This is a genomic window from Roseateles oligotrophus (assembly GCF_025717515.1).
Classification (GTDB): Bacteria; Pseudomonadota; Gammaproteobacteria; order Burkholderiales; family Burkholderiaceae_C; genus Paucibacter_A; species Paucibacter_A oligotrophus.
This window is the reverse complement of record NZ_JAJIRN010000008.1, coordinates 400871-424917: the sequence shown is the minus strand read 5'-3', so window position 1 is coordinate 424917 and position 24047 is coordinate 400871. Positions and strand designations below refer to the sequence as shown.

Here is a 24047-nt window from a genome sequence, read left to right as displayed (position 1 = left end):
AATGACGCTGTTTGCGCTGTCCAACCTTTGGATGGCGCGACGTCAATTGATGGGCTCCGGTGCATGAGTGCGCCTGAAATTGGCGTTACTGCCTCGAAAGAGGTCGGTGGACGCTCAAATACAGTCGGCGCGCTTGATGTTTGCTGGAAAACTGGCGTGACCTCCGCAACGCAGGCCGGCTTGAACTCGCTAGCAAACTTCAGCTTGAGTTATTCAGGCCATCCCTAGCGTCAGCACTTGAAAACATAAAAAATAGAAAATGGCAGGCAAAACAATGCGCTTTAAATGCAAAGAAAAATACTGAATATCCCTCTCTGACCTTCTAAACAGCGTGACCGTTTGCTTTCACTGGTGGTTTCACATTCTTTTTTGGGTATCTGCACACGTGCCAGCCTCGGTGAATTTGCCAGCAAGTTGCAACAGCGGCGCCGTTTAAAAGCCGGCAAAGATGCAGTCGGAAATAGGCCGACAGGTGACCGCTACTCAGCGCCGCGCAGCAGTTGCGCGCGGTCCGTACTTAGCTAGAGTGCGCAGGCCGCGCCGAATTCGGCTGGACAAAAGACGGCCGCTGAACGCTCGCCTCGGCGTAGCCGAAAACACAACCGCCCCATTGCGCGCGTGAAAATACACGCGTTGACCGAGCTTGAACGTAGTGAAATCAGGAGGCAGAGCGATTCCGCCGTCCTTTCTGACGATGCCGAAATCTCCCGACCTTCTGGCGGACTTGCGAGTTGCGTTCATGACATTGACAGCTTTCAATGTGAGGAGCTTACTTGCCTGAGAACTCTACAGCTTGACGGGACTTTCGCCAACATCTGCAGTGGCCGGCAGTATGAATTCGACGTAGCGCCCGGAAGCTGAACTAGCTGGCAATTATTCACTCGCACCTTGGCAGGGAGCCGTTGGGCAGCTCCGTGCCCATAGCTGGCATCCAAAGCGCCGACTGTCGTCATCAATGGAGGGGGCAGGTCAGTTCGGCATGCTGGCATATCAGGAGCCCTTTAGCCCGCTACCAAGTGCACTGTTATCCTTCCATGGACTGGACGAACGGGAGGGAGCTTTCGATGGGAAAATTTGCAATGACGCAGCCGCAAGCCAGATTGGAGTTGGTACTTTTACAGGCAGAAGCAGATCTGACGAGCAATAGTGATGTTTACATCCGCTTGACGGAGATGGGCCTTCCACCGGAAGTCGCCATCCGCCTGAAAGAATTGTTAGAAGTTCTCAAGCGAGTTGGCGACAAGGTTGTCAGTATCGGCAAGATCATTGTGCTCAAGCTCATCGCATTCGTTGAGAAGCACCCCAACCTAGCGGCCGGTATTGCATTCGGTGCGGCTGTTTCTGCGTTGATGGGTACGATTCCATTCATCGGAATTTTCTTGGCTCCTCTTGCAATGTCATTAGGTATCGCTGTGGGTGCAATTGCGGGTCATCGCATTGACAAACAACAGAGCCAAAGAACGTCTGGCGATCTCGTGATCATCGATATCGCTCAGGATGTGATCGAAATTGCCGGAGCCTTTTTTCAGTTGTTTATCGAAACAATGCAGGCTGTGTCCGGCGAGTTAAGCAAGTAAGGGCCCTATGCACGCAGGCAAGACAGTTTCCAAGAAGCAACTGCTCAGGGTCATTGATGACTTGGAGGTGGCTCCGTCAGACAAGGTGCGTATTCTTGGCGACGTCGGCATAACTTCCGTTGGGATTGGTCTTGGTGCAGTCGCATCGGGCACTGTGGCCAGCCTAGCCGGGGCAACGGCGATTCCTGTTGTCACGACAGCAGCGTCTTGGTTGGGCGTAACAGCCGTAGCTGCCACGCCAGTCGGCTGGATTGTTGGCGCCGCATTGGCTGGAGGCGCGCTAGCTTATGGTGTCTCTCGATTGATTCGCGATGGAGGACTGTCCGAGGGCCGAAAGCGCGAGTTACTGCTAGCCTACAAAGAGCAACTTCAAGATGTGCTCCGACGCGAAAAGGCCCAGGCAATCACAGAGCCTGATCGAGTTCGTTTCATCACCTCTTTACGGGAAGTGATTGATAGAGATGCGATTTCTCCGTTGAAGGCATTTCAACTGATCGAAGCCGTGGAGCGTGGAGCGATACCGTTGTCGCAGGCTTATGAGGTTGTAGCTGGGCTTTTGGAATGAAAACGTGTGGAGGCCGGTTCGTTTCCTAAGCTGGCATGGCCCAATTAAATTGGACAGATCAAAGGAAGACTGCTCGTGCCGGGATGCTGGCATTTCAGCAGCCTGCACGGGCCGACCAAAAAATGGCTGCGGCATGAGGCTGAAGTCAAATCAACAAGAATCAATGGGAGGCCGCAATGATTGGAGTTGCCGGAGTTGCTGTATCGCGAATGATTCCCAAGGATGTTCTGCTCGGCTTGCTGAGCGGAGCATATCGTCTGCATGGCGGCGTCGTTCGAGATATGAGTGGGCGGATCGTGAGCCACTTGGTTGTGCCGTCAAATGCATTGAATTTGATGCCCGGGCTCAGTTGGATTGCTGAGGCGTTTCAGGCCTATCAATTGCACACGATGGGCCTCAAGCTCGACCGCGTATCCGCGAAGCTGGGCCAAGTGATGCAACTATCGATGGCAACTACAGCGTTTTCGGGGTTGGGTTTGGTTGTCTCCGTATCTGGCTTTTTGTTTCTGAACCGCAAGATGGGCGAGATCAGAGCGGCGGTCGACCGTATAGAAAAGAACACCCGCAAGACCAACCATCTACTCGAAGCTGTGACATACGGCCAACTCAAAGCGGCAATTGACACCCTTCAAACTGCTCAATTGACTTCAGATCCTGGACTCCGACAGGACATGCTGATTCAAAGCAAGGACAAATTCTTGTGCTTGCAACACGAATACGAGCGCCTTTGGAACAAACTTGACCAATCTGAAGACCGTGAAGCGTTGGACGATAGCTGGTCCATTTCCATGGTCGGCCACGGCCTGGTTTCCAACGAGTTGGGGCTTGGTCAGTCGGCAAGTCAAGCGTTCGACACCCATCATCAAGTTTGGCGGGAAAATGTGCGCACTTACTGCAAGGACGTTGCTTTGGGTGAAAAACCAGAACGCCTGCTCCATCCGCGCTACCTTGAAGTGATGCCCACTGCTGAACTCATCTCGCTCTTAGACTTTGCAAATGAAGAGGACAAAGGCTTGTTGTGGCTGGATGAGCTGCGGTTTCGTGCAGGGGAGTCGTCCATGCTCAAACTGCCCAAGTTTTCTTTGGACACCGACCCGCTGAAGCTTGCTCGAAAGTTGCTCGCCAAGGATGTGGTGCTGGGCAGCTTCGCCGCGCACTTCAAATTTTTGAACGATCAAGGCCTCCGATCAAGCGAGTTTTTGTCAAGAATTGAGGCTGAAGCCCAAGAGGTTCACTCTGACGGGCCTGTTTGGGTCACCGCTGACGGGGCTGTGCTACGTCCCTCCTGTTCGGGTGTGTAAGCACGGCACCCAATCAATACCTGGTCGATGCGCTTTTCAGAAACGCTCTGAAAACAAATTTTCGGGCGAGCGCTGAAATTTTTCTTTCAGCCCATCTGTCGCGTCACAACCTGACGCACCCTAGTCCAACAATGTGTATCTCCTCAACGTGAACAGGAATACACAAATGGTTTGGCTTTTCAGCGCACTCGTCGGTCTATTGGCTATGGCAGCCAAGCTTGGCGCCCTCTTCGTTCTGGTCAGGGTGTTGTCCGTTTCTTTGATTGGAGCTTTAGGGTTCGCGCTACTGCTCGGGCTGGCCTGGCTTGCAACAACGATCTATAGACGTAGTTTGGGAAAGTAAATCTCGATGGCTAAAGCTAGCCCCAAAGGCATCAAACTTGCCGTCCGGCTTGTACGGATATTGAAACTCCTCTTTGACGGCCATCGCTTGACCACTCGGCAGTTGGTTGCCGAGTTTTCCGTTAGCAAGAGTACGATTTTGCGGGATTTAGAGAGACTCAGTGAATTTGGATTGGAGACGGAAGGCTATGCCTACTTCTTGAATCCAAATATCCTTGGTGCATACAGCAGTACCGATGCCAAGAATATCGTTGACAACATCGGGGGCACGCATCTTTTTCCGGATCTAAGCCTAGATCTACTGTCCGAATTGGCCAGGAATGACCCGAAAAAAACAATACTGATAAAAGGGCATCATCTTGAAAACATCAATCCTTCTGGCGCCAACTACAGCATTATCAGATCCGCCATACGAGGGCGAAATAGAATAAGTTTTGAGTACAAGAAAAAATATTCCTCTAAAAACTATGATCAAGTTGAACCCTATAAACTGGTCAATCACAAGGGGATTTGGTATTTGGCGGCGAAGCATGCGGACCGCCCCAAAACTTTTTCCTTTGGCCTGATTCAACAGTTACTGATCGACGACTCAAAGTCATTCGAACATGACGCTAAACTCTTGGAGGCAGTAAACAATGATGATGGCATATGGTTTGGCGCCGAGACGCAACGAATAGTAATAATGGTTGACGCTGAGGCGGCTCCATATTTTAAACGGCGAAAGCTAATCTCTAATCAAGTGATAGAGAAGGAATTTCCAAACGGGAGCCTTCAGTTGGCTGTCCAAGCGGTACATCCGAACCAAGTAATCCCGATTGTCAAGTATTGGATTCCGCACCTGAGGATTCACAGTCCGGCTGAACTTCAAAGGCAACTTATTTATGAAATTCAGGATTACTCTGAAGGTATTGTTCGTGAGTTGCCCTGATATTGGGGTTTGAAGATGCATTTACATTTGGCAGCGCACCTACCACCGCAGTGTCAGTGGATTCAATTTGCGCACGGAGAAGAAGTCTGTTTACGCCAGGTCCCGTCATTCGAAAGCACGGCAGGGCGGCGGTATACAGCACGTTATGCATTTCAACCAGAAGGAAATTGACAATTGAAGATCAACAAGACCATTGCCATTTCGGCTACAGCGCTTCTCTTGGCAATCGCCGGTGCAGCTTTCTTTTACATGAGTAAGCCTTCTCGACCAGCGACAATTGGGGAACATTGCCGCGCGTATGCCCTTGCGATTGAAGCCGTTGCGGAGGCACGAGACAACTTAGGTCAGCCCTCATGGGATGACCTCGTTAAACAGCACCCTGTACTTGAGAAAGATGGAAAAAATGATCGTGCAGTTACGTACGCACTAGCCATCAGCCTTGGCGCGTTCAATAAAAATGCATCGCCTCGCCAACTCAAGATGAATGCCTTTGAACAATGCCCAACAACCTTTCTATGCCTACATCGTGGAGTGGATTGCGGCAAATAGAAGACCTCAGGAAAATGTCCGTATCCAACACTCGCTTTTTAAGTAGAACCTACTTGGTCAAGCCCTATGGCAACTATTCATATTGCAATTCCAGAAATTCCTCACGGACATGGGTTGTCTTTCAAGAAAGGTATTGCGGACGGATTGCTGGATTGCCGTGAGCATGAAGCGACACCCCACAATACTCATTCCGCGAGCTATCAGCGTGGCGTCACTGTTGGCGGTGAGTTGAAAAGCCAAATAGCAAAGCTCGTAAAGGCATAACCGGGCGTTCGAGCCGACTCGCAACGGCTGGTCACTCCAGGTTTGATACGAGAGCCCGCTTTGGGCACATTCTGTTGAAAAAGTCGCCAGGCATGTTTTGAGGCGCCATTTCAAGGGTGCGTAGACCCTTGCCGTTGTCGAGATCGGCGCTTCTGGGGCGATCTGAGAGGTCGATTTTTGCCGAACTGCTGTCGCCGCGAGCTTGATGGCCTTTTTCGACAGAATACGCACATTGTCGACAATGGTGGACTATGCGTTCGCGAGCGCCATCTCGATTCTGGGAATTCCGATTTGTGGGGACGATTCGCTAAAAGCGGAATTCCCGGAAATGGTGCGTGGTTGGCGAAAATTACCCTGGCCGGCGGCCAGGGTAGTTGACGCCGACCAGGTGCGACCCTCACTAAGAATGCCCATTAGCGTCTCGTCCACATGTGAACGCTGACCAAGAACCGCTCCTATTCGCTGGTGAGGACGCGGTTTTGATCCGGTGCTCACTGAGTCAAGTATTGCTTTGAAGCTTTCAAGGCAAGGCCGATGGCGAACGAGCTCATTGGCCTGCGGCGGTATCGCTCTGTGGATCAATCGTTTGGTGCGGTGGCACTCAATGCCTGCTGGTTGAGGCCCGGCGGAACGGGGCTCTGAGGCGGATTGACATTCGTGCCAGCGCATCCGGTACAAACCGGCAATGCCGAAGCAGGTGGGCGCGGCAGCGGTCTTCCTCCAGCCGGCAAGCTTGACGACCGCGCCGCGCCCGACACCGTGCCGTTGAAGGCGGTGCCATGAGAGTGTGGCGCGCCGGGACGAGTCCGTCCAGCACCTTCGGTGAATCCGGGGTGTGCACATGGATCGTCCTGCCCGTCTATTCCTCTGCGCAGGGTGTCGCGTCCAAGTGGCGTTGTGCAGCCACTGTGACCACGGCAATCTCTATTGCGGCCGTTCGTGTTGGCGTCGTTACCGTGAGGTTGCGCGGCGTGAGGCCTCCAGTCGGTATCAGCGATCCCGCCCGGGTCGGTTGGCCCATGCCGCTCGGACACGACGGTGGCGCCAGCGGCAGTCTGGCCGCCGTGTCGAGAATGTGACGCACCAGGGTTGCCCGGCCGGGGGTGTTGCGGCTCCACTGGTCACATGGACCCAAGATACAGCCTCAGCAAGTTCGGCAAGCGCGGCAGATGCGGATCTCGGCCCGCTGCCTGTTGCTGCTGCGCCGTCCGCCACTTCCCCGCCCACGCCCGCGCCACTCGGGCACTGCCGCCACTGCGCCGCACCGCTGACCGGCTGGTTGCGTCAAGACTTCTTGCGCCACGGCCAGCGTGCCACGGCGCGCGCCACATCATTCACAAGGCCGCGCCATGACCATAGCCCCTGATTTGGCCGCGCAGATTCTGCGCCTGCGTAACGCCGAGAAGTGGCGGGTCGGCACCATCGCCCGGCAATTGCATGTGCACCGCGACACCGTGCGGCGCGTGCTCGCTGCCAGTGGGTCACCCGTGCCGCCATCCGCGCTGCGACCCAGCCGCATTGACGCCTACCGCCCCTTCATCATGGAGACCTTGATCAAGTTCCCCACGCTCACCGCTGCACGCGTGTATGCCATGGTCAGCGAGCGGGGGTACGTGGGCAGCGAATCGCACTTCCGCCACCTTATTGCCGAGCTGCGGCCTCGCCCGGCGGCCGAGGCTTATCTGCGTCTGCTCACCTTGCCGGGTGAGCAAGCGCAGGTTGACTGGGGGCACTTTGGCCATCTTCAAATTGGCCGTGCCCGCCGCCCGCTGATGGCCTTCGTGATGGTGCTGAGCTACTCGCGCCGGATCTTCCTGCGCTTCTTCCTCGACGCCCGCATGGACGCCTTCTTGCGTGGCCATGTGGAGGCGTTTGCGGCGTTTGGCGGGGTGGCGCGGGTGCTGCTGTACGACAACCTCAAGAGCGCCGTGCTGGAACGTGTGGGCGATGCGATCCGCTTCAATCCGGGGTTACTCAAGTTCGCCGCTCACCATCTGTACGAGCCACGCCCGGTGGCCGTGGCCAGGGGCAACGAGAAGGGGCGGGTCGAGCGCTCGATCCGCTACGTTCGAGACAACTTCTTTGCGGCCCGCGAGTTCACCGACCTGGCCGACCTCAACGCGCAGGCCCGGACCTGGTGCGAGGGCCAAGCTTCAAAGCGGCGCTGGCCCCAGGACACAAGCTTGAGCGTGCAGCAGGCCTTTGAGGTCGAACGGGCTCACTTATTGCCTTTGCCGGTGCACGACTACGCCGTGGGCGAGCGGCTGGCCGTGGTCATCGGCAAGACGCCTTATGCCCGGTTTGATCTGAACGACTATTCGGTGCCGCACACCCATGTGCGCCGAACCGTGAGCTTGCTGGCCGATGAGCAGTGCGTACGGATATTGGACGGCACCCAAGAGCTGGCGGTTCATGTTCGCAGCTGGGATAAGGCGGAGCAGATCGAGAATCCCGTTCACATCCAGACGTTGGTGGATTGCAAACACAAAGCCCGTGCGCACAGAGCCTGTGACCGGTTGAGCGCCGCCGTGCCGGCCAGCACCGAGCTGCTGCGGCGGGCTGCCGAGCGCGGCCATAACCTCGGCTCAATCACCGCCTCGTTGCTGCGCCTGCTGGAGCGTTACAGCGCAGCGGCGCTGCAGGCCGCCATGCTGGAGGCGCTGGCCGCCAACGTGCCGCACCCGAATTCGGTGCGCCATGCGCTGGAGCGGGCCGCCCAAGCAGACGGGCAGCCGCCGCCCACCGCGCTGATCCTGCCCGAGCACGTAGCCCGCCGCGATGCGCCAGTGCGCCCGCACAAGCTGGACTCCTATGACCGCAAGGAGAGTGATGATGAGACTTGAGCCCCCGCCGATTCTGAGCGCCGATCTTCATACACAAGCGGCCGGCTTGCACCTGCATGGCTTGCTGAGCCGGTGGTCGGAGGTGATGGCCGAACCCGAGCGAGCCCGCTGGGTTGCCGAGTTACTCGGCTGGGAGGCGCAAGAGCGGTCCCGCCGCAGCCTGGAGCGCCGGCTGCGCGCCGCCCACATCGGCCGGTTCAAGCCGCTGGCAGACTTCGACTGGCAATGGCCCACGCAGTGCGACCGGGCAGCCATCGAAGAGCTGATGACGCTGGACTTCATGGCGGACGCCAGCAACGTCGTGCTGGTCGGGCCCAATGGCGTGGGCAAATCGATGTGCGCCTGCAATATCGGCTACCAAGCCGTGTTGGCCGGCCACAAGGCGCTGTTCATCACGGCAGGCGCTTTGCTGGGCGAATTGGCAGCGCTGGACAGCGACACGGCCTTGCGCCGAAGGCTCAAGCACTACGCCGCGCCGGATTTGCTGGTCATCGACGAAGTGGGCTACCTGTCGTACTCGAACCGGCATGCTGACTTGCTGTTTGAGCTGATCAGCAGGCGCTACCTGCACAAGAGCACGGTGGTGACGACCAACCGGGCCTTTGCAGAGTGGGGCGAGGTGTTTCCCAATGCGGCCTGCGTGGTGTCGCTGGTTGACCGGCTGATGCACAGGGCGGAAGTGGTGCGCATCGAAGGCCCGTCGTACCGGAAGAAGGAGGCCGACGAACGAGCTGATATCACCAAATCAAGGCGACAAGCCAAGCCGGCCGGGCCTATCAAAGGCGCGCCCAAACGGGCAGGAAAGGAGGCGACATGAAGACGCGCCGAAGCCGAGCGAACAAGCCGCGAACCCTGCCCAGCCACTGGACGCCTGAACAAGCACTGGCGGTATTCGAGGCTGTGGAATACCTGCGGGATTCGCTCTGGGCGCGTTATGGGCCTCACATTCAGCAAGCCTGGCGCGAACAATTGATGACGGCAGACGACTCGCTGGAATTCGAGCCGGGCGAGCCGTTCTGACGCGCCTCGGGATAGCGGACGGCGCCGCTGAGTTCTTCATTCAAGATCAAAGGTCGACCCCAAAGACAAAGCCCCGATGAAGGGGCTTTGTCTTTGGGGCTTGCTTGGCCGAACCAGGCACTGCCGGCCAAGGACCAAAAACCGCGTCCTCACCGCCGAATAACAGCGGATCGGCGCCGTCGCTAACACCACATGACGCTTAACGTGAAAAGGCTTGAGGATTGGAGCAATTAGATGAAAAGGGCGTAAGTCTTTCATCATCCGAGGCGTCGCTCTTGATTCATGAAAGTTAGCGCTTGCGCATGGTCACTCGGTGGCACTCCCCGTGTTCACCGAACTCCCCGAACCTCGGTCATCCGGGTCTGAGCCGAGAGAGCCTAGGGAGCGTTCCAGAGCTTCCCGTTGAACACGCTGCAAGGCCGGCAGGGCCGATTCCGGCAAGTCAACGCTGAGCGTGAGACCGACCTCCGCCAAGAGCTGGAGCACCTTACCCAGTTGAACTGTTGACAAACCTTTTTCAAGATTTACGGCGGTCTGTTTGCTGACACCCGCCGTATGCGCCAAGTCGTCCAGCCTGACCCTAGCGCTCTTACGCGTCGCACGCAGCGCGAAACCAAGGTCTTTTGAGGATTGAATGATGTGTTTCATGTAGTGACTACCAGAGCAGTCATTATTGCGTACTCACCACCGATTTACCCTGGAAATGACTAGCCTAGTAGTCACTTTGACAGCCGGCAAACGCGCTCTTCTGGACTTGGCCGGAATGCAGAATGCCTTGGTCGATTACTCTCTTCGACCGCGAAATGGGCCAAAGTCCGAGCGCACAGGGACTTCGCGTTCAAACTCTGCCAACTGCACATCGCTCGACGAATCAATCAGGCGGGCGAAGGTAGCTGCCGGAGAATCCTCAAGGGCAGTTGCGACAGAACGGCCAAAGTGGCAAGTCGACTCTAACTGCGCCGGGGACGATAGCAAGCGCTGTAGGAACTGCAACTCAACATTGCGTTTCTCAGGCTCGTCCGACAACAGGTTGCCCCCTTCTGGGCAACGTTGGGCGACAACGTACTGTTTGATCAATTTAGACATGTTTCTACCGTGTACCGAACGTATAGCACGCCCCGGCACTCAACGCAAGTTGAGGCACTTCGCGGTAAGCGTTCTTGCAGAGGCCAGACCGCGAATTTCGGCTATGGCAACAAGGTCGACGTTGCTGGGTTGTGCGTGAGGCGGTGACGTGTCGCGAGCGGCCTCAAGATTCCGCGAATTCCGCTTTGAGGGGATGATTCGCTAAAACCGGAATTTCCGGAATTTGGCGCGCTTGATAACGCTGGCCGCAGTTTGAATATTGGGTAGGCCCATTCCATCCTGACCCAAATGGGGCCAGTTTGATAAATTTAGCCGGATGGGCTCACGAGGGCCTGTGACCTTGTACCAGCAGACAGTGTTAAGCATATATTGGCCCAAAAAATACTGCTGACAACAATAGAAATCGATGCCAAGATACCGAAGTTGAAATCAGCAACTGTCAACTCCATGATTCCGAACGATTTCCCCCGTGCCCCGGATGCAGGCGCCGTCAGCGGCTACCAAACGAAGTTACTCGTCAGACTCGTAGACGGTAAATACCTCACTGGCTGGTCTGAAGCGGAATTGATGGAGAGGTTCGATAACTGCACCGACTTGGTTGAACAACTCATCGGATATTGCAACCGGAAAATTACTGAGCAGCCCGGACTACGTTTGGAAGAGTTACTCGCCCGTGTGCGCACAAGCGCGGAGGGCAAAGCATGGGACGTGACCTGCGGAGAGCTCGACTGGATCATGTCTCAGCTCGACAAGAGGATGAGAAGTCCGTCAACGGAAAGCAAGCCTGATCAGAAATGACGAATGCCTGGCTTGGCCTGAGTCCCGTTGATTGTGCGGGACTTTGATTTACACTCAAACTCAGAACTCCCCCTAAGGAGGTTTCTCCGCATTTGCACCCTGGCAAACTGAATCACATCAGGAAGTCTACCCAGTGTCCTTCCCACAAGAAACTCTGGGAGGCACCTAAACGATGTCGGCGCTACAGAAAATTTGAAAAAATTATTTTGACAAGATATTGTTTATTTTTTTGCTTTAGGCCAAATTATGATTTAAGTGCGTCTCCACCCTTACCCGCTACTCTTCCCTAAGCGGACAGAAATTGGTTTATTTCACGGACAAAATATTAATAACGGCACAGCAATGAACACGCCAGCAATCACTGTCGAGGCACTTCCTGCGGGCTACGGCGACTGCCTCCTGATCGCCTGCCCGGTCGGTGCGCGTACTTGGCGGCTTCTCATTGACACCGGGCCAGACGAGTGCCTCCCCGCCTTGATGGAGCGCTTGAAGGCGATTCCCCTGAACGTGCAGGGCTGCCGCCGGATTGACCTTGCGGTCATCAGCCACATCGACCACGACCACATAGGCGGTGCAGCTATGAGCTCATGTTCCGCACAGGGAGGGGCGCCGACCGAATCCGGCACCCCTCCCGGCTACTCAAGATCCGGTCGCCGCCAACTTCAGCACGCTGGCGCCACGGCTGATGCCATTCTCGTTCACGGCATCCACCGTGTAGTGGTACGCCCTGCCCTGGACAAGGTTGCGCACCTTCAGCGAGGTGGCACCGTCGTAGACCTGGAAGGTCTGGTTCATCGAGGCCGGGTTGGCGCCGTAGCGGACGATGTAGAACTCCGCGCCTTTGACGGGGGCCCACGAGAAGGTCGCACGGCGCGCGTCCAGGGGATCACGAACTGCGGTCTGGCGGGCGACGACGCCCGGCTTGGCGCCGCCGCCATGGCCAAAGACGCGCAGGTCGGACAGCGAGAACTTTGACCGGTCGGGCGAGTGCAGGTTCTCGATCTTCACGTAACGCGCCGTCACGGCCTTGGGCAGCACCTGGTAGTCGTGGGGCGCATCGCGGCCGGCCTTGGATTGGTCGACGGCCACGTCCCAGCGCTTGCCATCGACCGAGGTCTTGATGACGTACTGGTAGACGTCCACGCTGATGTCCCGGCCGGTGCTGTCCTGGTCGGCAAAGTTGACCTGGAACGCCTCGATGCGCTTGGCGGCCCCCAGATCGATCTGCAGCCACTCGCCGGCATCGCCGGACTCGGCGGACCACCAGGTGCGGATGTTCTCGTCGACGGCATTGGACGCAGGGAAGTCGAGGAGTGCCGACGACGTCTTGACCGGCTTCTTGCGCGACAACAGCATCCAACCCGTCAGTTCGCGCTTGCCTGTCAGATAGCGCGGATAGTCGCCCAGGTAGGTCTCGGTGACCGGCCCATCAGGACCGACCGCGACGGGAAACAGGCCCAGGCGGCGCTCCCAGATATGCCGCTTGGAGATGGTCATCGTCGCTGCATGCCACCATTGCCCGCCCGGCCCCTGGAAGGTGCTGCTGTGGCCCGCGCCCGCGATGAAGCCGGTCGGCTTGCTGGACATCGGGCTCACGGGGCTGAGCGTGAACGGCCCCAGCGGGTTATCGGCAACGAGCATGCCATCGGCGTAGCTCTTGAGTTCCGTCCCCGGCGCGGAGTACTGCAGGTAGTACTTGCCGTTGATCTTGTTGACCCAGCCGCCTTCGATCCACGTCTGCTCGGCGACACGTTCGTTGGCGTCCCCGAAGACTTCATACCCACGCCGGGCCTCGTCGCGCGAGGCCGGAATGGCCACCTTCTTCAGCGGCTGGAAGGTGCCCGGGTCGAGCTGGGTCACGCGCAGTGGGTCGGTGCCGCTGATGCCGTCATACATGTAGACGGCGCCGTCATCGTCGAGGAACAGCATCGGGTCGTGGTAGCCGGCGCCGATGTCCGCCGCCACCGACCATTGCCCGCCTTCGGGATCGCTCGTGACCCAGATGACCGGCGCGCCCTCGCTGGCAGCGAGGTAGACCTTGCCATCCTTGACCATGGCGGAGGGCGCGTACTTGTAGACATCGAACCCGGTGGGCTTGATGAAGGTCCAGTTCTTCAAGTCCTTGGACGACCAGTACCCCTGCGAATGCGAGACGAAGAGGTAGTACCGATCCTTGAATTGGATCATCGTGGGATCGGCACCCTCGCGAAACGGCGGGTTGTGAACCTGGTAGCGGTAGGGGAGGTCGATGGGGTTGGTGTAGGTGAGCGACCGATCCCCGGCGGCCGGCGCTGCCCGGCTGTGCTGCCCGAGACTCAGGCCGGCCAGCAGCAACGGGATCGCGACCGCTGTGGACAAGGGCATGCGCAAAGCTGACTTGCGCGTGCGCGGGGGCTGAATGTGGTTCATCGGTCTCTTTCGGGTGTGTGTGTGTACAGGCGCTAGCGCCGCGCAGGAGGTGGCTGCGCGGCGGGCGTGAGGTCAACGGGGGTGGAGCAGCACTTCAGCCGGCGCCAGCCCCTCGGCCGTCACCTTCAGCGTGACGGGCTGCGTGGCGCCCGGCTTGAACTTCACGATGGCCAGCGCGAGGGCGTTAAAGGCGTGGCGCTGCGCAGACTTGAAGCTGGTGTGGTCGGTCGGGTCGCCGTTGTCGGTGGCGACCAGTTCACCCGGGCCGTCGATCGTGAACGTCAGGCGCGGCTTGCTGCGCGGGACGGCGCGGCCGGCCTGGTCAACCACGGTGGCCGTGATGAACGACAGGTCGCGGCCATCGGCGCGGATCTCTGCGCGGTCGGCGGCCAGCTGCAGCAGCTGGGCCGGCCCCGTCGTGACGACACGGCTGCGCGCCCAGTCCTGACCCTTCCAGTAGGCCACGACGGTGAGTTCGCCCGGCTCGTAGACGACGTCGTTCCAGCGCAGCCGGTACTCGCCGTCGCCCTTCTTGCGGCGGCCCAGCGAGCGGCCGTTCAGGAACAGCTCCGCCTCGTCGCCCGAGGTGTACACATGCACCGGCGTGACCTGACCCACGCGCTCCGGCCAGTTCCAGTGCGGGAGGATGTGGGCGCTCGGCAGCTCGGGGCGCCAGCGCGACTGGTAGAGCCAGAAGCGGTCCTTCTTGAAGCCGGCGAGGTCGAAGATGCCGAAGTACGAGCTGCGGGAGGGCAGCTGCAGCGTGCCCAGCCGCGCCAGTTCCTCGGCGGCGCGAGCCCGCGCTTCGGGCGTGTGGAAGTTGAACAGGTTGGTGGCGTCGTCGTTGAACGGCGTGGGCTCGCCCAGGTAGTCGAAGCCCGTCCAGACGAACTCCCCGGCGACAAAGCGGTTCTGGTCCTGGCCGCGGAACTCGACGTCGGGCGAGGAGGCCCACCACGGCGAGTAGAGGTCATAGGAGCTGACGTGGTAGCCCGTCAATCCGCCCGCCTTGTCGTCGGTGACGGGGAAGTGGTATTCGCCCCGCGAGCTCACGGTCGAGGCCGTCTCGCTGCCGTAGAGCGGCAGCGTCGGGTTGGCCCGATGGAACCTGGCGTACTCGTGCGGCTTGTAGTTGTAGCCAAACACGCCCACCGTCTTCTGGAACCCGTTGAAGCCGGACTCCACGTCATGGGCGCCCACGGTGATGAGCCGGGTCGGGTCTTCCGACCTGACGATGTTCGCCAGACGGTTAGACACCGCAGGGCCCATCTTCATGCCCAGCTCATGCAGTTCGTTGCCGGTGCTCCACAGGATGACGGACGGGTGGTTGCGGTCGCGCCGAACCCAGGTGCGTGCATCGGCCTCTGACCAGGCGGGGAAATGCTGGTGGTAGTCCTGCGGCTTCTTGGCCTGCGTCCAGGTGTCGAAGAGCTCGTTGATGACGACGAAGCCCATGCGATCCGTCAGCTCTAGCAGTTCGGGTGCCGGCGGGTTGTGGCTGGTGCGCAGCGCATTGACGCCCATCTCGCGCAGCAGTTCCAGCTGGCGCTCTGCGGCTCGCACGTTGAAGGCGGCACCAAGCGCGCCGAGGTCATGGTGCATGCACACGCCCTTGAGGGCTACTCGGCGGCCATTGAGATGAAAGCCGTCATCGGCCTTGAAAGCGATCTGGCGGATGCCGAAGGGCGTATCTACGCGATCTCGTAGGCGCCCGCCCTGGCTTACCAGAGTCACGGCCACGTGCCGGTGCGGCGACTTCACATCCCAAAGCGCCGGCCGGCTCAATTTCAGATTGAAGTCAAATGTTTGCAGAGCGCCCGGCTTCAAATGGTGCACAAGCTCGCGCGTTCGAGCGAGCGGTGCCCCGACTGGACGCCCTTGCGCGTCTGCACGGAAAATCTCCACCTCAACCGCAGCCTTCACAGGCCCCGGCGAACTATTCGCAACGGCAGAGCGCACGGCCACGGTGGCCTTCTCGGCGGACACCTCTGGCGTATGCACGAACTGCTGATCCGCCAGCACATGCACCGCGCCGGTCCGCGTCAGCCAGACATGCCGATACAGCCCCCCGCCGGGATACCAGCGAGATGAGCCGGCCGGGTTGTCCAAGCGGATTGCCAGGCTGTTGTCAGCGCCAGCCTGAAGGCAGCCTGTCAAATCGACCTGGAACGACATATAGCCATAGGCCCAGCCCCCGACAAGCCGGCCGTTACAGAAGACGGCAGAATTGGAAAGCGCGCCGTCAACTTCCAGAACAATACGGCGCCCTGCATCCGCAGCCGTCAAATGCAGACGCTTGCGATACCAAGCCACACCATGCCAGGGCAGTTTGCCGGTCTCACCCGGCAGAGCCTGCACGAATGGGCTTTCAACACCCCAGTCGTGTGGCAGGTCGAGCAGTCGCCATCCACTGTCGTCGAATGCCCTACTTGCGTAGACCAGATCTTCACCCGGCGCAGGGCCTGCAGGTGGTGCGTCCGAGGTCTTGAGAAGCCATGGCCTGAAGTCCACCGGGTTCAAGGCTGCTGCCCCGGCAGGGTCTCCTTTCGTGAACCGCCAGCCTGCCGACCAGTCTTGACGGTCTCGGGCTTGAGCTTGCGGTAGCCCAAGGGCTAAAGCCAAGGAACACAGCAGCTTTAGCGCAGCCGACATCAAACGGTGCCAGGGATGAAGCTCGCCTCTCGCCGATGCTGCTCGACAAGGTGAGGCAACTCGCGTGCGCAGCCTTGTCGGCGTAGGGTGGATATCGGGCATTGGGATTGCGCTCAGCGTTGTTGGACTGCGTTGGCTCTGACCAACCTGGCCGATCATAGGGAGCGGCTTTCGCAATCAGATATCACTTTTTGCGGTCTTTCTATGCTGTTTGTGCTGGCAATCGTCTCTCACTGACCCAGCACGATCGCTCGATACCGACCCCGAACTGAAGGCTATACCAAGGTGCCGGCGCCAGTAGATTGGGCTCGATGTGAAGCGCTCAATGTGGCCTTCATCGGTCTGGGCTTCCTGCCCCGTCATGATGGGCGGCGCGAGACCGGGTCGGGAGAGCGGGCAAAGTGGGGGGCAAACCTAGACGCTGAAGCGCTGGCGTGAAGAGTAGTAGCAATGTGACCGGAAGTCCTGGACGCGCTCCCTCGCGTAGGTGTCAAGTCCCGGCTGGTTTTAAACCCGCTTCACGAACAGATCGGGCTTTTCGGCCTGCCATTTCTTGAGCGTCTGGACGGGTGACAAAAGATTGAGCGCGCGTTGCAGAATCTGGTGCTTGTATGTCTTCAAATAGCTGTCGAGCGTGGCCGCCAGCTCGGCGGCTGACTCGAATCGAGTCTGGTTCACCACTCTCTGAATCTGCCGTTGAATCGCTCCACCATGCCGTTGACTTGCGGGTGGCGCGGCGGGCACAGCCGGTGCTACCTGTGCGCTCCGAATTCGTTGACCGGAAGCCTCGGGAGGTACGCCCAGCTACCCAAAGTGGCTCCATTTCGCGTCTCCGGCAATAGCTATCGCTTCTCCGCCTCAAAGCGGGTCCACAGCCTGACGTTCTGACCACTGATCGGGGCGAGCGCTTTGCCGAACCAGCATGCAGCTGTCGCGACACCCCGTAGAGGAAGGATACGTAGCCCCAACAAAGTGCAACTCTTAAACGAACAGATCGACAAAGCGCAAATAGATCGTTTATTCCGAATGCGAAAACACGCCCACGGAGGCCGGCGTCTGGATGCTGAGAGCATCAAAGTGCAAATTAATGCTTCAAGTCACAGGTCGCATTTTTGTTTGCGTTAGCAAGGTTCACCGCAACTCCGCCAAAACCTGACGAAAACCGGCCGCAATTGCATCTTGCGCCACATGCCGCCCCTGCCGCAGAACCAATCGGCCGGCGACATAGACCTCACGCAAGACCTGACCCTGCGCCGAGAAGACCAGACCGTCCAGCAAATAGTCGGCCGGCAAACCCAGCAGGCCGCTGGCGTCAGCATCCAACACCAAGAAATCGGCCCGTGCGCCTCGCTCCAAGCCCCATTGTTTGAAGCCGGCCGGTGCGGCACTGCCGGCCCGCGCTGCCTCAAACAGGCGCGCCGCCGTGCTGGGCTGCTGACCCGGCAGCGCCGCCACATTGCGGCGCTGCAGACCCAGGCGCTGGCCATATTCCAGCCAGCGCAACTCCTCGCCCCAGGCGCGGGTGACATGGCTGTCGGAGCCGATGCTGATCGGCACCTCGGCCGCCAGCCAGCCCGGCAAATCGATCAGACCATCGCCCAGATTGCCCTCGGTGCCGGGGCAGATGACGACAGTGGCGCCGCTGCCGGCGACTTGCTCGATTTCATCCGGCGTGCTGTGCGTCGCATGAACCAGATGCCAGCGCGCATCCGGCTTGAGCGCATTGCAAAGCCATTGCATCGGCCGCTGGCCGGTGGCGGCCAGGCAGTCACGCACCTCCTGCTGCTGCTCGGCGATATGGATGTGGATGGGGATGTCGGCATCACCGACCATGGCCTGCAAACTGCGAATGTCATCGGCATTGGCGGCGCGCAGCGAATGCAGCGCCACGCCGGCATTCAGCAAGGGCCGCTGCGCCTGATTCACGCGTTGACTGGCCTGCCAGACCCAGGCGGCATCGGTCTTGAAGCGCCGCTGATCGTCGCGCAGGCCGCTCGCGCCAAAGCCAGAGCGCGCATACAGCACCGGCAGCAAGGTCAGGCCGATGCCGGCGGCAGCCGCCGCGTCGGCCAAGGCCCAGCTCATCGCCAGCTCATCCGGGTAGGCGCTGCCGTCGGGCTGATGATGGAGATAGTGAAACTCGCAGACCTGCGTGTAACCGCCTTGCAGCAACTCCACATAGAGCTGGCTGGCGATCGCCTGCAGCTGAGCCGGCGTGATGCGCATCGCCAGCCCGTACATGCGGTCGCGCCAGGACCAGAAGTCGTCATCACCACTGTCGCGCCGCTCGGCCAGGCCGGCAAAGGCGCGCTGAAACGCATGGCTGTGCGTGTCGACCAGGCTGGGTATGACGGGCCCGGCCAAGGCCTGCATGCCCTCGCCCAGCGGCACGCCCGCGGCGATGTCTTGCCAGCAGCCATCGGCACCAACCGTCAGGCGCACATCCTGCTGCCAGCGTCCACCGACCCAGGCCTGCGAGGCCCAAAAAATACCAGCGCTCATGCTTTGGGTTTCCAACTGATCATTTCGCTCAACAAGGCTTTCAGCACGGGCTGCACCGCCGCCGCACGCACCTCGTCATAGACAAAGGGCGAGGCCTCTTCTTCCATATAGCAACGCCAGCACATCTCCAACTGCACCGCATGCTGATGCTGCGCGGGCTGACCGTAATGCCGGGTGATGAAGCCGCCCTTGAAACGGCCATCCACGACCTGGGTGTAGCCGCTTTGCTGCGCCAAGACCTCGCTCATCTGTGACCTCAGCTCGGCTGCGCAAGAGCGCCCTTCCACCGTGCCCAGATTCAAATCAGGCAAGCGGCCCTCGAACAACCAGGGCAGCTCCGAGCAGATGCTGTGCGCGTCGAACAGCAGCGCGTAGCCGAAGAGGGCCTTCAAGCGCTGCAACTCGGCGTTCAGCGCGCGGTGATAGGGCAGCCAATACAGCTCGCGGCGGCGCAGCTGCTCGGCCCGACTCGGCTCCTGCCCGGGCAGATAGAGCGGGTCGCCGCTGAAGAAGCGCGTCGGGCAGAGTTCGGTGTTGGAGGCGCCCGGGTACATCGGCGTGTCCTCGGGCGGGCGATTCAGGTCGATCACATAGCGCGAGTAATGCGGCACGATCAGACTCGCACCCAAGTCGGTGGCGATGTCGCCATAGAGCCGCTCCAGATGCCAATCGGTGTCCTCGCTGGCCAGCGCGCGCGGCTGATAACGGCGCACCTGATCGGCAGGAATGGCCGAGCCAACATGCGGCATGCTGACCAGCAGCGGCGTGCGGCCCTGGCGCAAATTGAAAACGGGGCTCTCAGGTTTTGCGCCTTTACTCATGCTCGCTCCACCCCGCCGCGCACCACGCGCTTCAAGGGGTTGCGGCCAAAGTAATAGGCCAGCTCATTGGGGTGCTCGACATCCCAGACGCAGAAGTCGGCACGCTGACCCGCCGTCAACTGGCCACGGTCACTCAGGCCCAAGGCCCGCGCCGCGTTGACGGTGACGCCGCGCAGTGCTTCTTCGGGCGTCAGGCGGAACAAGGTGCAGGCCATATTCAGCATCAAGAGCAACGACAGCGTCGGCGAGGTGCCAGGGTTGTGATCGGTGGAAATGGCGATGGGCACGCCGGCATCGCGCAGCGCCTGCACCGGCGGCAGCTTGCTTTCACGCAGGAAGTAATAGGCGCCCGGCAAGAGCACGGCGACGCTGCCGCTGGCGGCCATCGCCTGCACGCCGGCCTCGCTCAAATGTTCCAAATGGTCACAAGACAGCGCCTTGAATTCGGCCGCCAACTGGCTGCCGCCCTGATCACTCAGCTGCTCAGCATGCAGCTTGACCGGCAGGCCCAGGCCTTGAGCCGCTTCAAAGATGCGCCGGGTCTGTTCGGGGCTAAAGCCTATGCCTTCGCAGAACGCGTCCACTGCATCGATCAGCCCTTCACGGTGCAGCGGCGTCATCCATTCGATCAGCGCCGTCACATAAGCGTCCTGGCGACCCTCGAATTCTGGCGGCAAGGCATGTGCGCCCAGGTAACTGGTTCGCACATCGACGCCCAGGCCCTTGAGCCGGCGCGCCGCGCGCAACATCTTGGCCTCGGACGCCAGGCTCAGCCCGTAGCCCGACTTCACCTCCAGGGTCGTAACGCCTTCCTTGAGCAGATTCAAGGCACGGTGCGCCGCCTGCGCGTAAAGCTGATGCTCGCTGGCGGCGCGGGTGGCGGCGACGCTGGAGCGGATGCCGCCACCGGCACGGGCGATGTCTTCATAGCTGGCGCCCAGCAAGCGTTGCTCGAACTCGGCCGCCCGCTGACCCCCATAGACGAGGTGGGTATGGCAATCAATCAGGCCGGGTGTGACGACGGCGCCGCCGAGGTCATGCTCCTGCGCCAGGCCGCTACGGAACTCGGGGTCGAGATCGGCGATGTCACCGGCCCAGAGCAGATGTTCGCCCTGCGACAGCATCGCGCCATGCTCGACCCAACCCCAGGGATTCTCTTTGGGGTCGCCGGCCAGGGTGGCGAGCCGGGCGTTGGTCCACAGTTTGAAAACGCTGCTACTGCTCATGTCTATTCCTCACTCCAAGTCATCCACCAGGCGGCGCCTTGGCCTTCAAAGCTGCAGGCCTGCGGCGCCGGATCTTCACACCAGGCCAGGCTCATCGCGCCCAAGCTCATCGCCCGCCCGCCATGCAGCAAGCGCCCACCATTGACCGTGAACAGGCCGACCCAACGGCCCTTGGGTATCCAGTCGGCCGGCAGGCTGTTGGCGGCCTGAACCTTGACCCGACCACGGCCACGGCGGTGCATCAGATTGAAGTCGCGCGTCGCACCGCCTATCAGCGCACAAGGAGGCGCCAGGCCGCCGTCGAAGCTGATCGGCTCATCGCCGGCGCGCAACTCCCAGTCGGCCAGCCTTACGCCGTCGCCTTGCAGCACGCCGAACCAGCGCTGCACGCCCTCAAAGGCCGAGAACGGCCCGTCGCGCTCGATATCGGCAACGCTGATGCGCAGCGCCCAATCGGCGGGATGCGGCCAGGCCAGCAACTCGCGGGTCTGCCCACCGCCATTGCGCCAAGCCTGTGGGGTAACTTCTTCGGCAGAAATCTGTATCCAACTCATGGGTGCACCCCGTCGCTCTGCGCCGACCCGCCAAGCGGTGGCGAGCCCAATTCCGGGCGGCCGTTCATTGGTCTCATGCTTGAAAACTCCCTTCAAGAACATAAAGCGAACCCGGGTGGGTGAGCCGCACCGTGGTGACGGTTTGGCCGCGGCTGAAGGTGCGGCGCTTGACCACCAGACAGGGATCCTGTTTGGAAATGCCCAGCAACTTCGCCTCCAGCGCCGAAGGCAGCAGTGACTCTATCGTGTATCGGGCCTCCGACAAAGGCGCAACCTCAAGCAAATAGTTTGTCGGCGTGGTTTGTGCAAAATCGAGGTCGAGATAGGCCGGCGCGCAGGCCGGGTTGACCAGTCGGTCTTCGCACTGGATCGCCACGCCATTCTCGAAATGCACGATCACGCTATGGAAGAGCTTGGCGCCGGTTGCCAAGTCAAAGTCGGCGGCTTGGGGCCCATCGGCCTTCAGCGTTGCCAAGCTATGCACCTTGACTTGGTGCTGGTGGCCGCGCTGCAAGATTTCGTCATGCACGTCGCGCACATTCAGCGTCGACGAGATCCGGTGCAACTGCGCCACAAAAGTGCCCACCCCTTGCAAGCGCTCAACCAGGCCTTCTTGGCTCAACTCACGCAAAGCGCGGTTGACGGTCATGCGGCTGACCTCGAACAATTGCACCAGTTCGGCCTCCGAGGGCAGCAGATCTCCGGCCACCCAATGGCCGGAGGCGATGCGCTCACGCAAATGGTTCTTGACCTTCAGATACTGCGGCGCCGGCACCGAACTTGTTTTTCTTGGCATGGCCGAATGCTACTTGACTGTACTTGTATAGACAAGTACATTGCGCAACATTCGAAAAGCAAATCGCAGATCAATTCGCCAAACTTCCGGTTCATCAGCAGGAGTCCTCATGAGCAACAAGCCCTCCCCCACCCAAGCCCAGCCGCGCGTTGTGCGCGCCCCCACCGGTACCACGCTGAGCTGCAAAAGCTGGCTGACCGAAGCCGCGTTCCGGATGCTGCAAAACAATCTGGACCCCGAGGTGGCCGAGAACCCGGACGCGCTGGTGGTGTACGGCGGCATCGGCAAGGCGGCCCGCAACTGGGACTGCTTCGAGGCCATCATCGATTCCCTGAAGAAGCTCAGCGATGACGAGACGCTGCTGATCCAGTCGGGCAAGCCGGTCGGCATCTTCCGCACCCATGCGGATGCACCGCGCGTGCTGATCGCCAATTCCAATCTGGTGCCGCATTGGTCCACCTGGGAGCATTTCAACGAGCTCGACCGCAAGGGCCTGATGATGTATGGCCAGATGACGGCCGGCAGCTGGATCTATATCGGCACGCAAGGCATCGTGCAAGGCACATATGAGACCTTCGCCGAAGCCGGCCGCCAACATTACGGTGGTTCGCTCAAAGGCCGCTGGGTGCTAACCGCCGGCCTGGGCGGCATGGGCGGCGCGCAACCGCTGGCCGCGACTTTTGCCGGCGCCTGCTCGCTGAACATCGAATGCCAGCAAAGTCGCATCGATTTCCGCCTCAAGACCCGTTATGTGGACGAGCAGGCCACCGACCTCGATGACGCCTTGGCCCGGCTGAAGAAATACACCGCCGAAGGCAAAGCGATCTCGATCGCGCTGCTCGGCAATGCCGCCACCATCCTGCCGGCGCTGGCCGAGCGCTGCAAGACCGACGCGAGCGTCAAGCCCGATCTGGTCACCGACCAGACCAGCGCGCATGACCTGATCAATGGCTATTTGCCGGCCGGCTGGTCGGTTGAACAGTGGAAGGCCGCCGCGGCCGACCCGGCCCAGCATGCCGAACTGAAGGCCGCCGCAGCCGCCAGCTGCGCGGTCCATGTCAAGGCCATGCTCTTGTTCCAGGCCATGGGCATCCCGACCGTCGACTATGGCAACAATATCCGCCAGGTGGCGCTGGAGCAAGGCGTCAAGAACGCCTTTGACTTCCCGGGCTTTGTGCCCGCCTATGTGCGCCCGCAGTTCTGCGAGGGCCGCGGCCCCTTCCGTTGGGTGGCGCTGTCCGGCGACCCTGAGGACATCTACAAGACCGATGCCAAGATCAAGGAATTGTTCCCGCAGCATGCCCATGTGCACCGCTGGTTGGACATGGCGCGCGAGCGCATCGCCTTCCAGGGCCTGCCGGCACGCATTTGCTGGCTGGGCCTGGGCGAGCGCCATATCGCCGGCCTGGCCTTCAACGAGATGGTCAAGTCAGGCGAGCTCAAAGCGCCGATCGTGATCGGCCGCGACCACCTCGACAGCGGCTCGGTCGCCAGTCCTAACCGCGAAACCGAAAGCATGCAGGACGGCTCGGACGCAGTCTCCGACTGGCCGCTGCTCAACGCGCTGCTGAACACCGCCGGCGGTGCGACCTGGGTCAGCCTGCACCATGGCGGCGGCGTCGGCATGGGCTTCAGCCAGCACAGCGGCGTGGTGATCGTTGCCGACGGCACGGATGCGGCGGCCAAGCGCCTGGAACGCGTGCTCTACAACGACCCCGGCACCGGCGTGATGCGCCATGCCGATGCCGGCTACGAGATCGCCAAAACGACGGCGCGCGAGCGGGGGCTGAATATGCCCATGCTGGATCGTTGAA

General features: G+C 60.2%; 21 protein-coding genes and 2 pseudogenes. 13 read left to right on the top strand and 10 right to left on the bottom strand.

Going from position 1 to position 24047, the window contains the following annotated elements:
• The first annotated feature begins 1064 nt into the window (after nt 1-1064).
• The 10 genes from LNV07_RS19350 to LNV07_RS19305 all read left to right on the top strand — a co-directional run bounded on the left by LNV07_RS19350 (nt 1065) and on the right by LNV07_RS19305 (nt 9389).
• On the top strand, nt 1065-1577 hold the full coding sequence (locus LNV07_RS19350) for a hypothetical protein (protein WP_263572808.1): 513 nt from the start codon (nt 1065-1067) through the stop codon (nt 1575-1577).
• Between the two features lie 7 nt (nt 1578-1584).
• On the top strand, nt 1585-2142 hold the full coding sequence (locus LNV07_RS19345) for a hypothetical protein (RefSeq protein WP_263572807.1): 558 nt from the start codon (nt 1585-1587) through the stop codon (nt 2140-2142).
• Between the two features lie 176 nt (nt 2143-2318).
• Complete coding sequence (locus LNV07_RS19340) at nt 2319-3443, top strand: hypothetical protein (RefSeq protein WP_263572806.1); 1125 nt, start codon at nt 2319-2321, stop codon at nt 3441-3443.
• Between the two features lie 349 nt (nt 3444-3792).
• Complete coding sequence (locus LNV07_RS19335) at nt 3793-4713, top strand: helix-turn-helix transcriptional regulator (RefSeq protein WP_263572805.1); 921 nt, start codon at nt 3793-3795, stop codon at nt 4711-4713.
• 174 nt (nt 4714-4887) lie between these two features.
• A complete protein-coding gene (locus tag LNV07_RS19330; RefSeq protein WP_263572804.1) occupies nt 4888-5262 on the top strand; it encodes a hypothetical protein in 375 nt (124 codons plus the stop codon).
• Between the two features lie 66 nt (nt 5263-5328).
• Nucleotides 5329-5526, top strand: coding sequence for a hypothetical protein (locus LNV07_RS19325; RefSeq protein WP_263572803.1), 198 nt, complete (start codon nt 5329-5331; stop codon nt 5524-5526).
• Nucleotides 5527-6183: 657 nt separating this feature from the next.
• Nucleotides 6184-6309 (top strand): hypothetical protein, encoded by a 126-nt coding sequence (locus LNV07_RS19320; RefSeq protein ID WP_263571658.1) that lies wholly within the window; start codon nt 6184-6186, stop codon nt 6307-6309.
• A 566-nt stretch (nt 6310-6875) separates the two neighbouring features.
• Nucleotides 6876-8369, top strand: coding sequence for an IS21 family transposase (istA, locus tag LNV07_RS19315; RefSeq protein ID WP_263572802.1), 1494 nt, complete (start codon nt 6876-6878; stop codon nt 8367-8369).
• Nucleotides 8359-9186 carry an IS21-like element helper ATPase IstB gene (gene istB, locus LNV07_RS19310; protein WP_263572801.1) on the top strand — a complete coding sequence of 276 codons (828 nt, stop codon included), beginning with the start codon at nt 8359-8361 and terminating at the stop codon, nt 9184-9186. Before istA ends, istB begins: the two co-directional genes overlap by 11 nt.
• Nucleotides 9183-9389 carry a hypothetical protein gene (locus LNV07_RS19305; RefSeq protein ID WP_263572800.1) on the top strand — a complete coding sequence of 69 codons (207 nt, stop codon included), beginning with the start codon at nt 9183-9185 and terminating at the stop codon, nt 9387-9389. Before istB ends, LNV07_RS19305 begins: the two co-directional genes overlap by 4 nt.
• Before the next feature lie 306 nt (nt 9390-9695).
• Here LNV07_RS19305 and LNV07_RS19300 read toward each other — a convergent pair whose 3' ends face one another.
• Both LNV07_RS19300 and LNV07_RS19295 read right to left on the bottom strand, forming a co-directional pair.
• A complete protein-coding gene (locus tag LNV07_RS19300) occupies nt 9696-10037 on the bottom strand; it encodes a helix-turn-helix domain-containing protein (protein ID WP_263572799.1) in 342 nt (113 codons plus the stop codon).
• A 135-nt stretch (nt 10038-10172) separates the two neighbouring features.
• A complete protein-coding gene (locus LNV07_RS19295; RefSeq protein ID WP_263572798.1) occupies nt 10173-10475 on the bottom strand; it encodes a hypothetical protein in 303 nt (100 codons plus the stop codon).
• A gap of 369 nt (nt 10476-10844) precedes the next feature.
• Here LNV07_RS19295 and LNV07_RS19290 point away from each other — a divergent pair, with 369 nt between their 5' ends.
• Nucleotides 10845-11273: a hypothetical protein gene (locus LNV07_RS19290; protein WP_263572797.1), complete on the top strand. Its 429-nt coding sequence runs from the start codon at nt 10845-10847 to the stop codon at nt 11271-11273.
• A 342-nt stretch (nt 11274-11615) separates the two neighbouring features.
• Nucleotides 11616-11840, top strand: a pseudogene (locus LNV07_RS25585) (hypothetical protein); the annotation flags it as partial.
• A gap of 72 nt (nt 11841-11912) precedes the next feature.
• Here LNV07_RS25585 and LNV07_RS19285 read toward each other — a convergent pair.
• The 8 genes and pseudogenes from LNV07_RS19285 to hutC form a co-directional block, all read right to left on the bottom strand.
• Entirely contained in the window at nt 11913-13637 is a 1725-nt protein-coding gene (locus tag LNV07_RS19285; RefSeq protein WP_263572796.1) for a family 43 glycosylhydrolase, read from the bottom strand.
• Nucleotides 13638-13754: 117 nt separating this feature from the next.
• The gene (galB, locus tag LNV07_RS19280) at nt 13755-16193 is read right to left on the bottom strand and encodes a beta-galactosidase GalB (protein WP_263572824.1); all 2439 of its coding nucleotides are present in this window, start codon (nt 16191-16193) and stop codon (nt 13755-13757) included.
• Nucleotides 16194-16841: 648 nt separating this feature from the next.
• Nucleotides 16842-17086, bottom strand: a pseudogene (locus LNV07_RS19275) (integrase core domain-containing protein); the annotation flags it as partial.
• Nucleotides 17087-17465: 379 nt separating this feature from the next.
• Nucleotides 17466-18836 (bottom strand): formimidoylglutamate deiminase, encoded by a 1371-nt coding sequence (locus LNV07_RS19270; protein ID WP_263572795.1) that lies wholly within the window; start codon nt 18834-18836, stop codon nt 17466-17468.
• Nucleotides 18833-19657 (bottom strand): N-formylglutamate deformylase, encoded by an 825-nt coding sequence (hutG, locus tag LNV07_RS19265; protein WP_263572794.1) that lies wholly within the window; start codon nt 19655-19657, stop codon nt 18833-18835. The genes LNV07_RS19270 and hutG overlap by 4 nt, the downstream gene beginning before the upstream one ends.
• Nucleotides 19654-20883 carry an imidazolonepropionase gene (gene hutI / locus LNV07_RS19260; protein WP_263572793.1) on the bottom strand — a complete coding sequence of 410 codons (1230 nt, stop codon included), beginning with the start codon at nt 20881-20883 and terminating at the stop codon, nt 19654-19656. Before hutI ends, hutG begins: the two co-directional genes overlap by 4 nt.
• A 2-nt stretch (nt 20884-20885) precedes the next feature.
• On the bottom strand, nt 20886-21437 hold the full coding sequence (locus LNV07_RS19255; RefSeq protein WP_263572792.1) for a HutD/Ves family protein: 552 nt from the start codon (nt 21435-21437) through the stop codon (nt 20886-20888).
• Nucleotides 21438-21510: 73 nt separating this feature from the next.
• Nucleotides 21511-22233, bottom strand: a complete 723-nt coding sequence (gene hutC / locus LNV07_RS19250) for a histidine utilization repressor (protein ID WP_263572791.1) — start codon at nt 22231-22233, stop codon at nt 21511-21513.
• A gap of 109 nt (nt 22234-22342) precedes the next feature.
• On the opposite strand from hutC, the gene hutU reads away from it, so the two are divergent.
• Nucleotides 22343-24046, top strand: coding sequence for a urocanate hydratase (gene hutU, locus LNV07_RS19245; protein ID WP_263572790.1), 1704 nt, complete (start codon nt 22343-22345; stop codon nt 24044-24046).
• The last annotated feature ends 1 nt before the right edge of the window (nt 24047 follow it).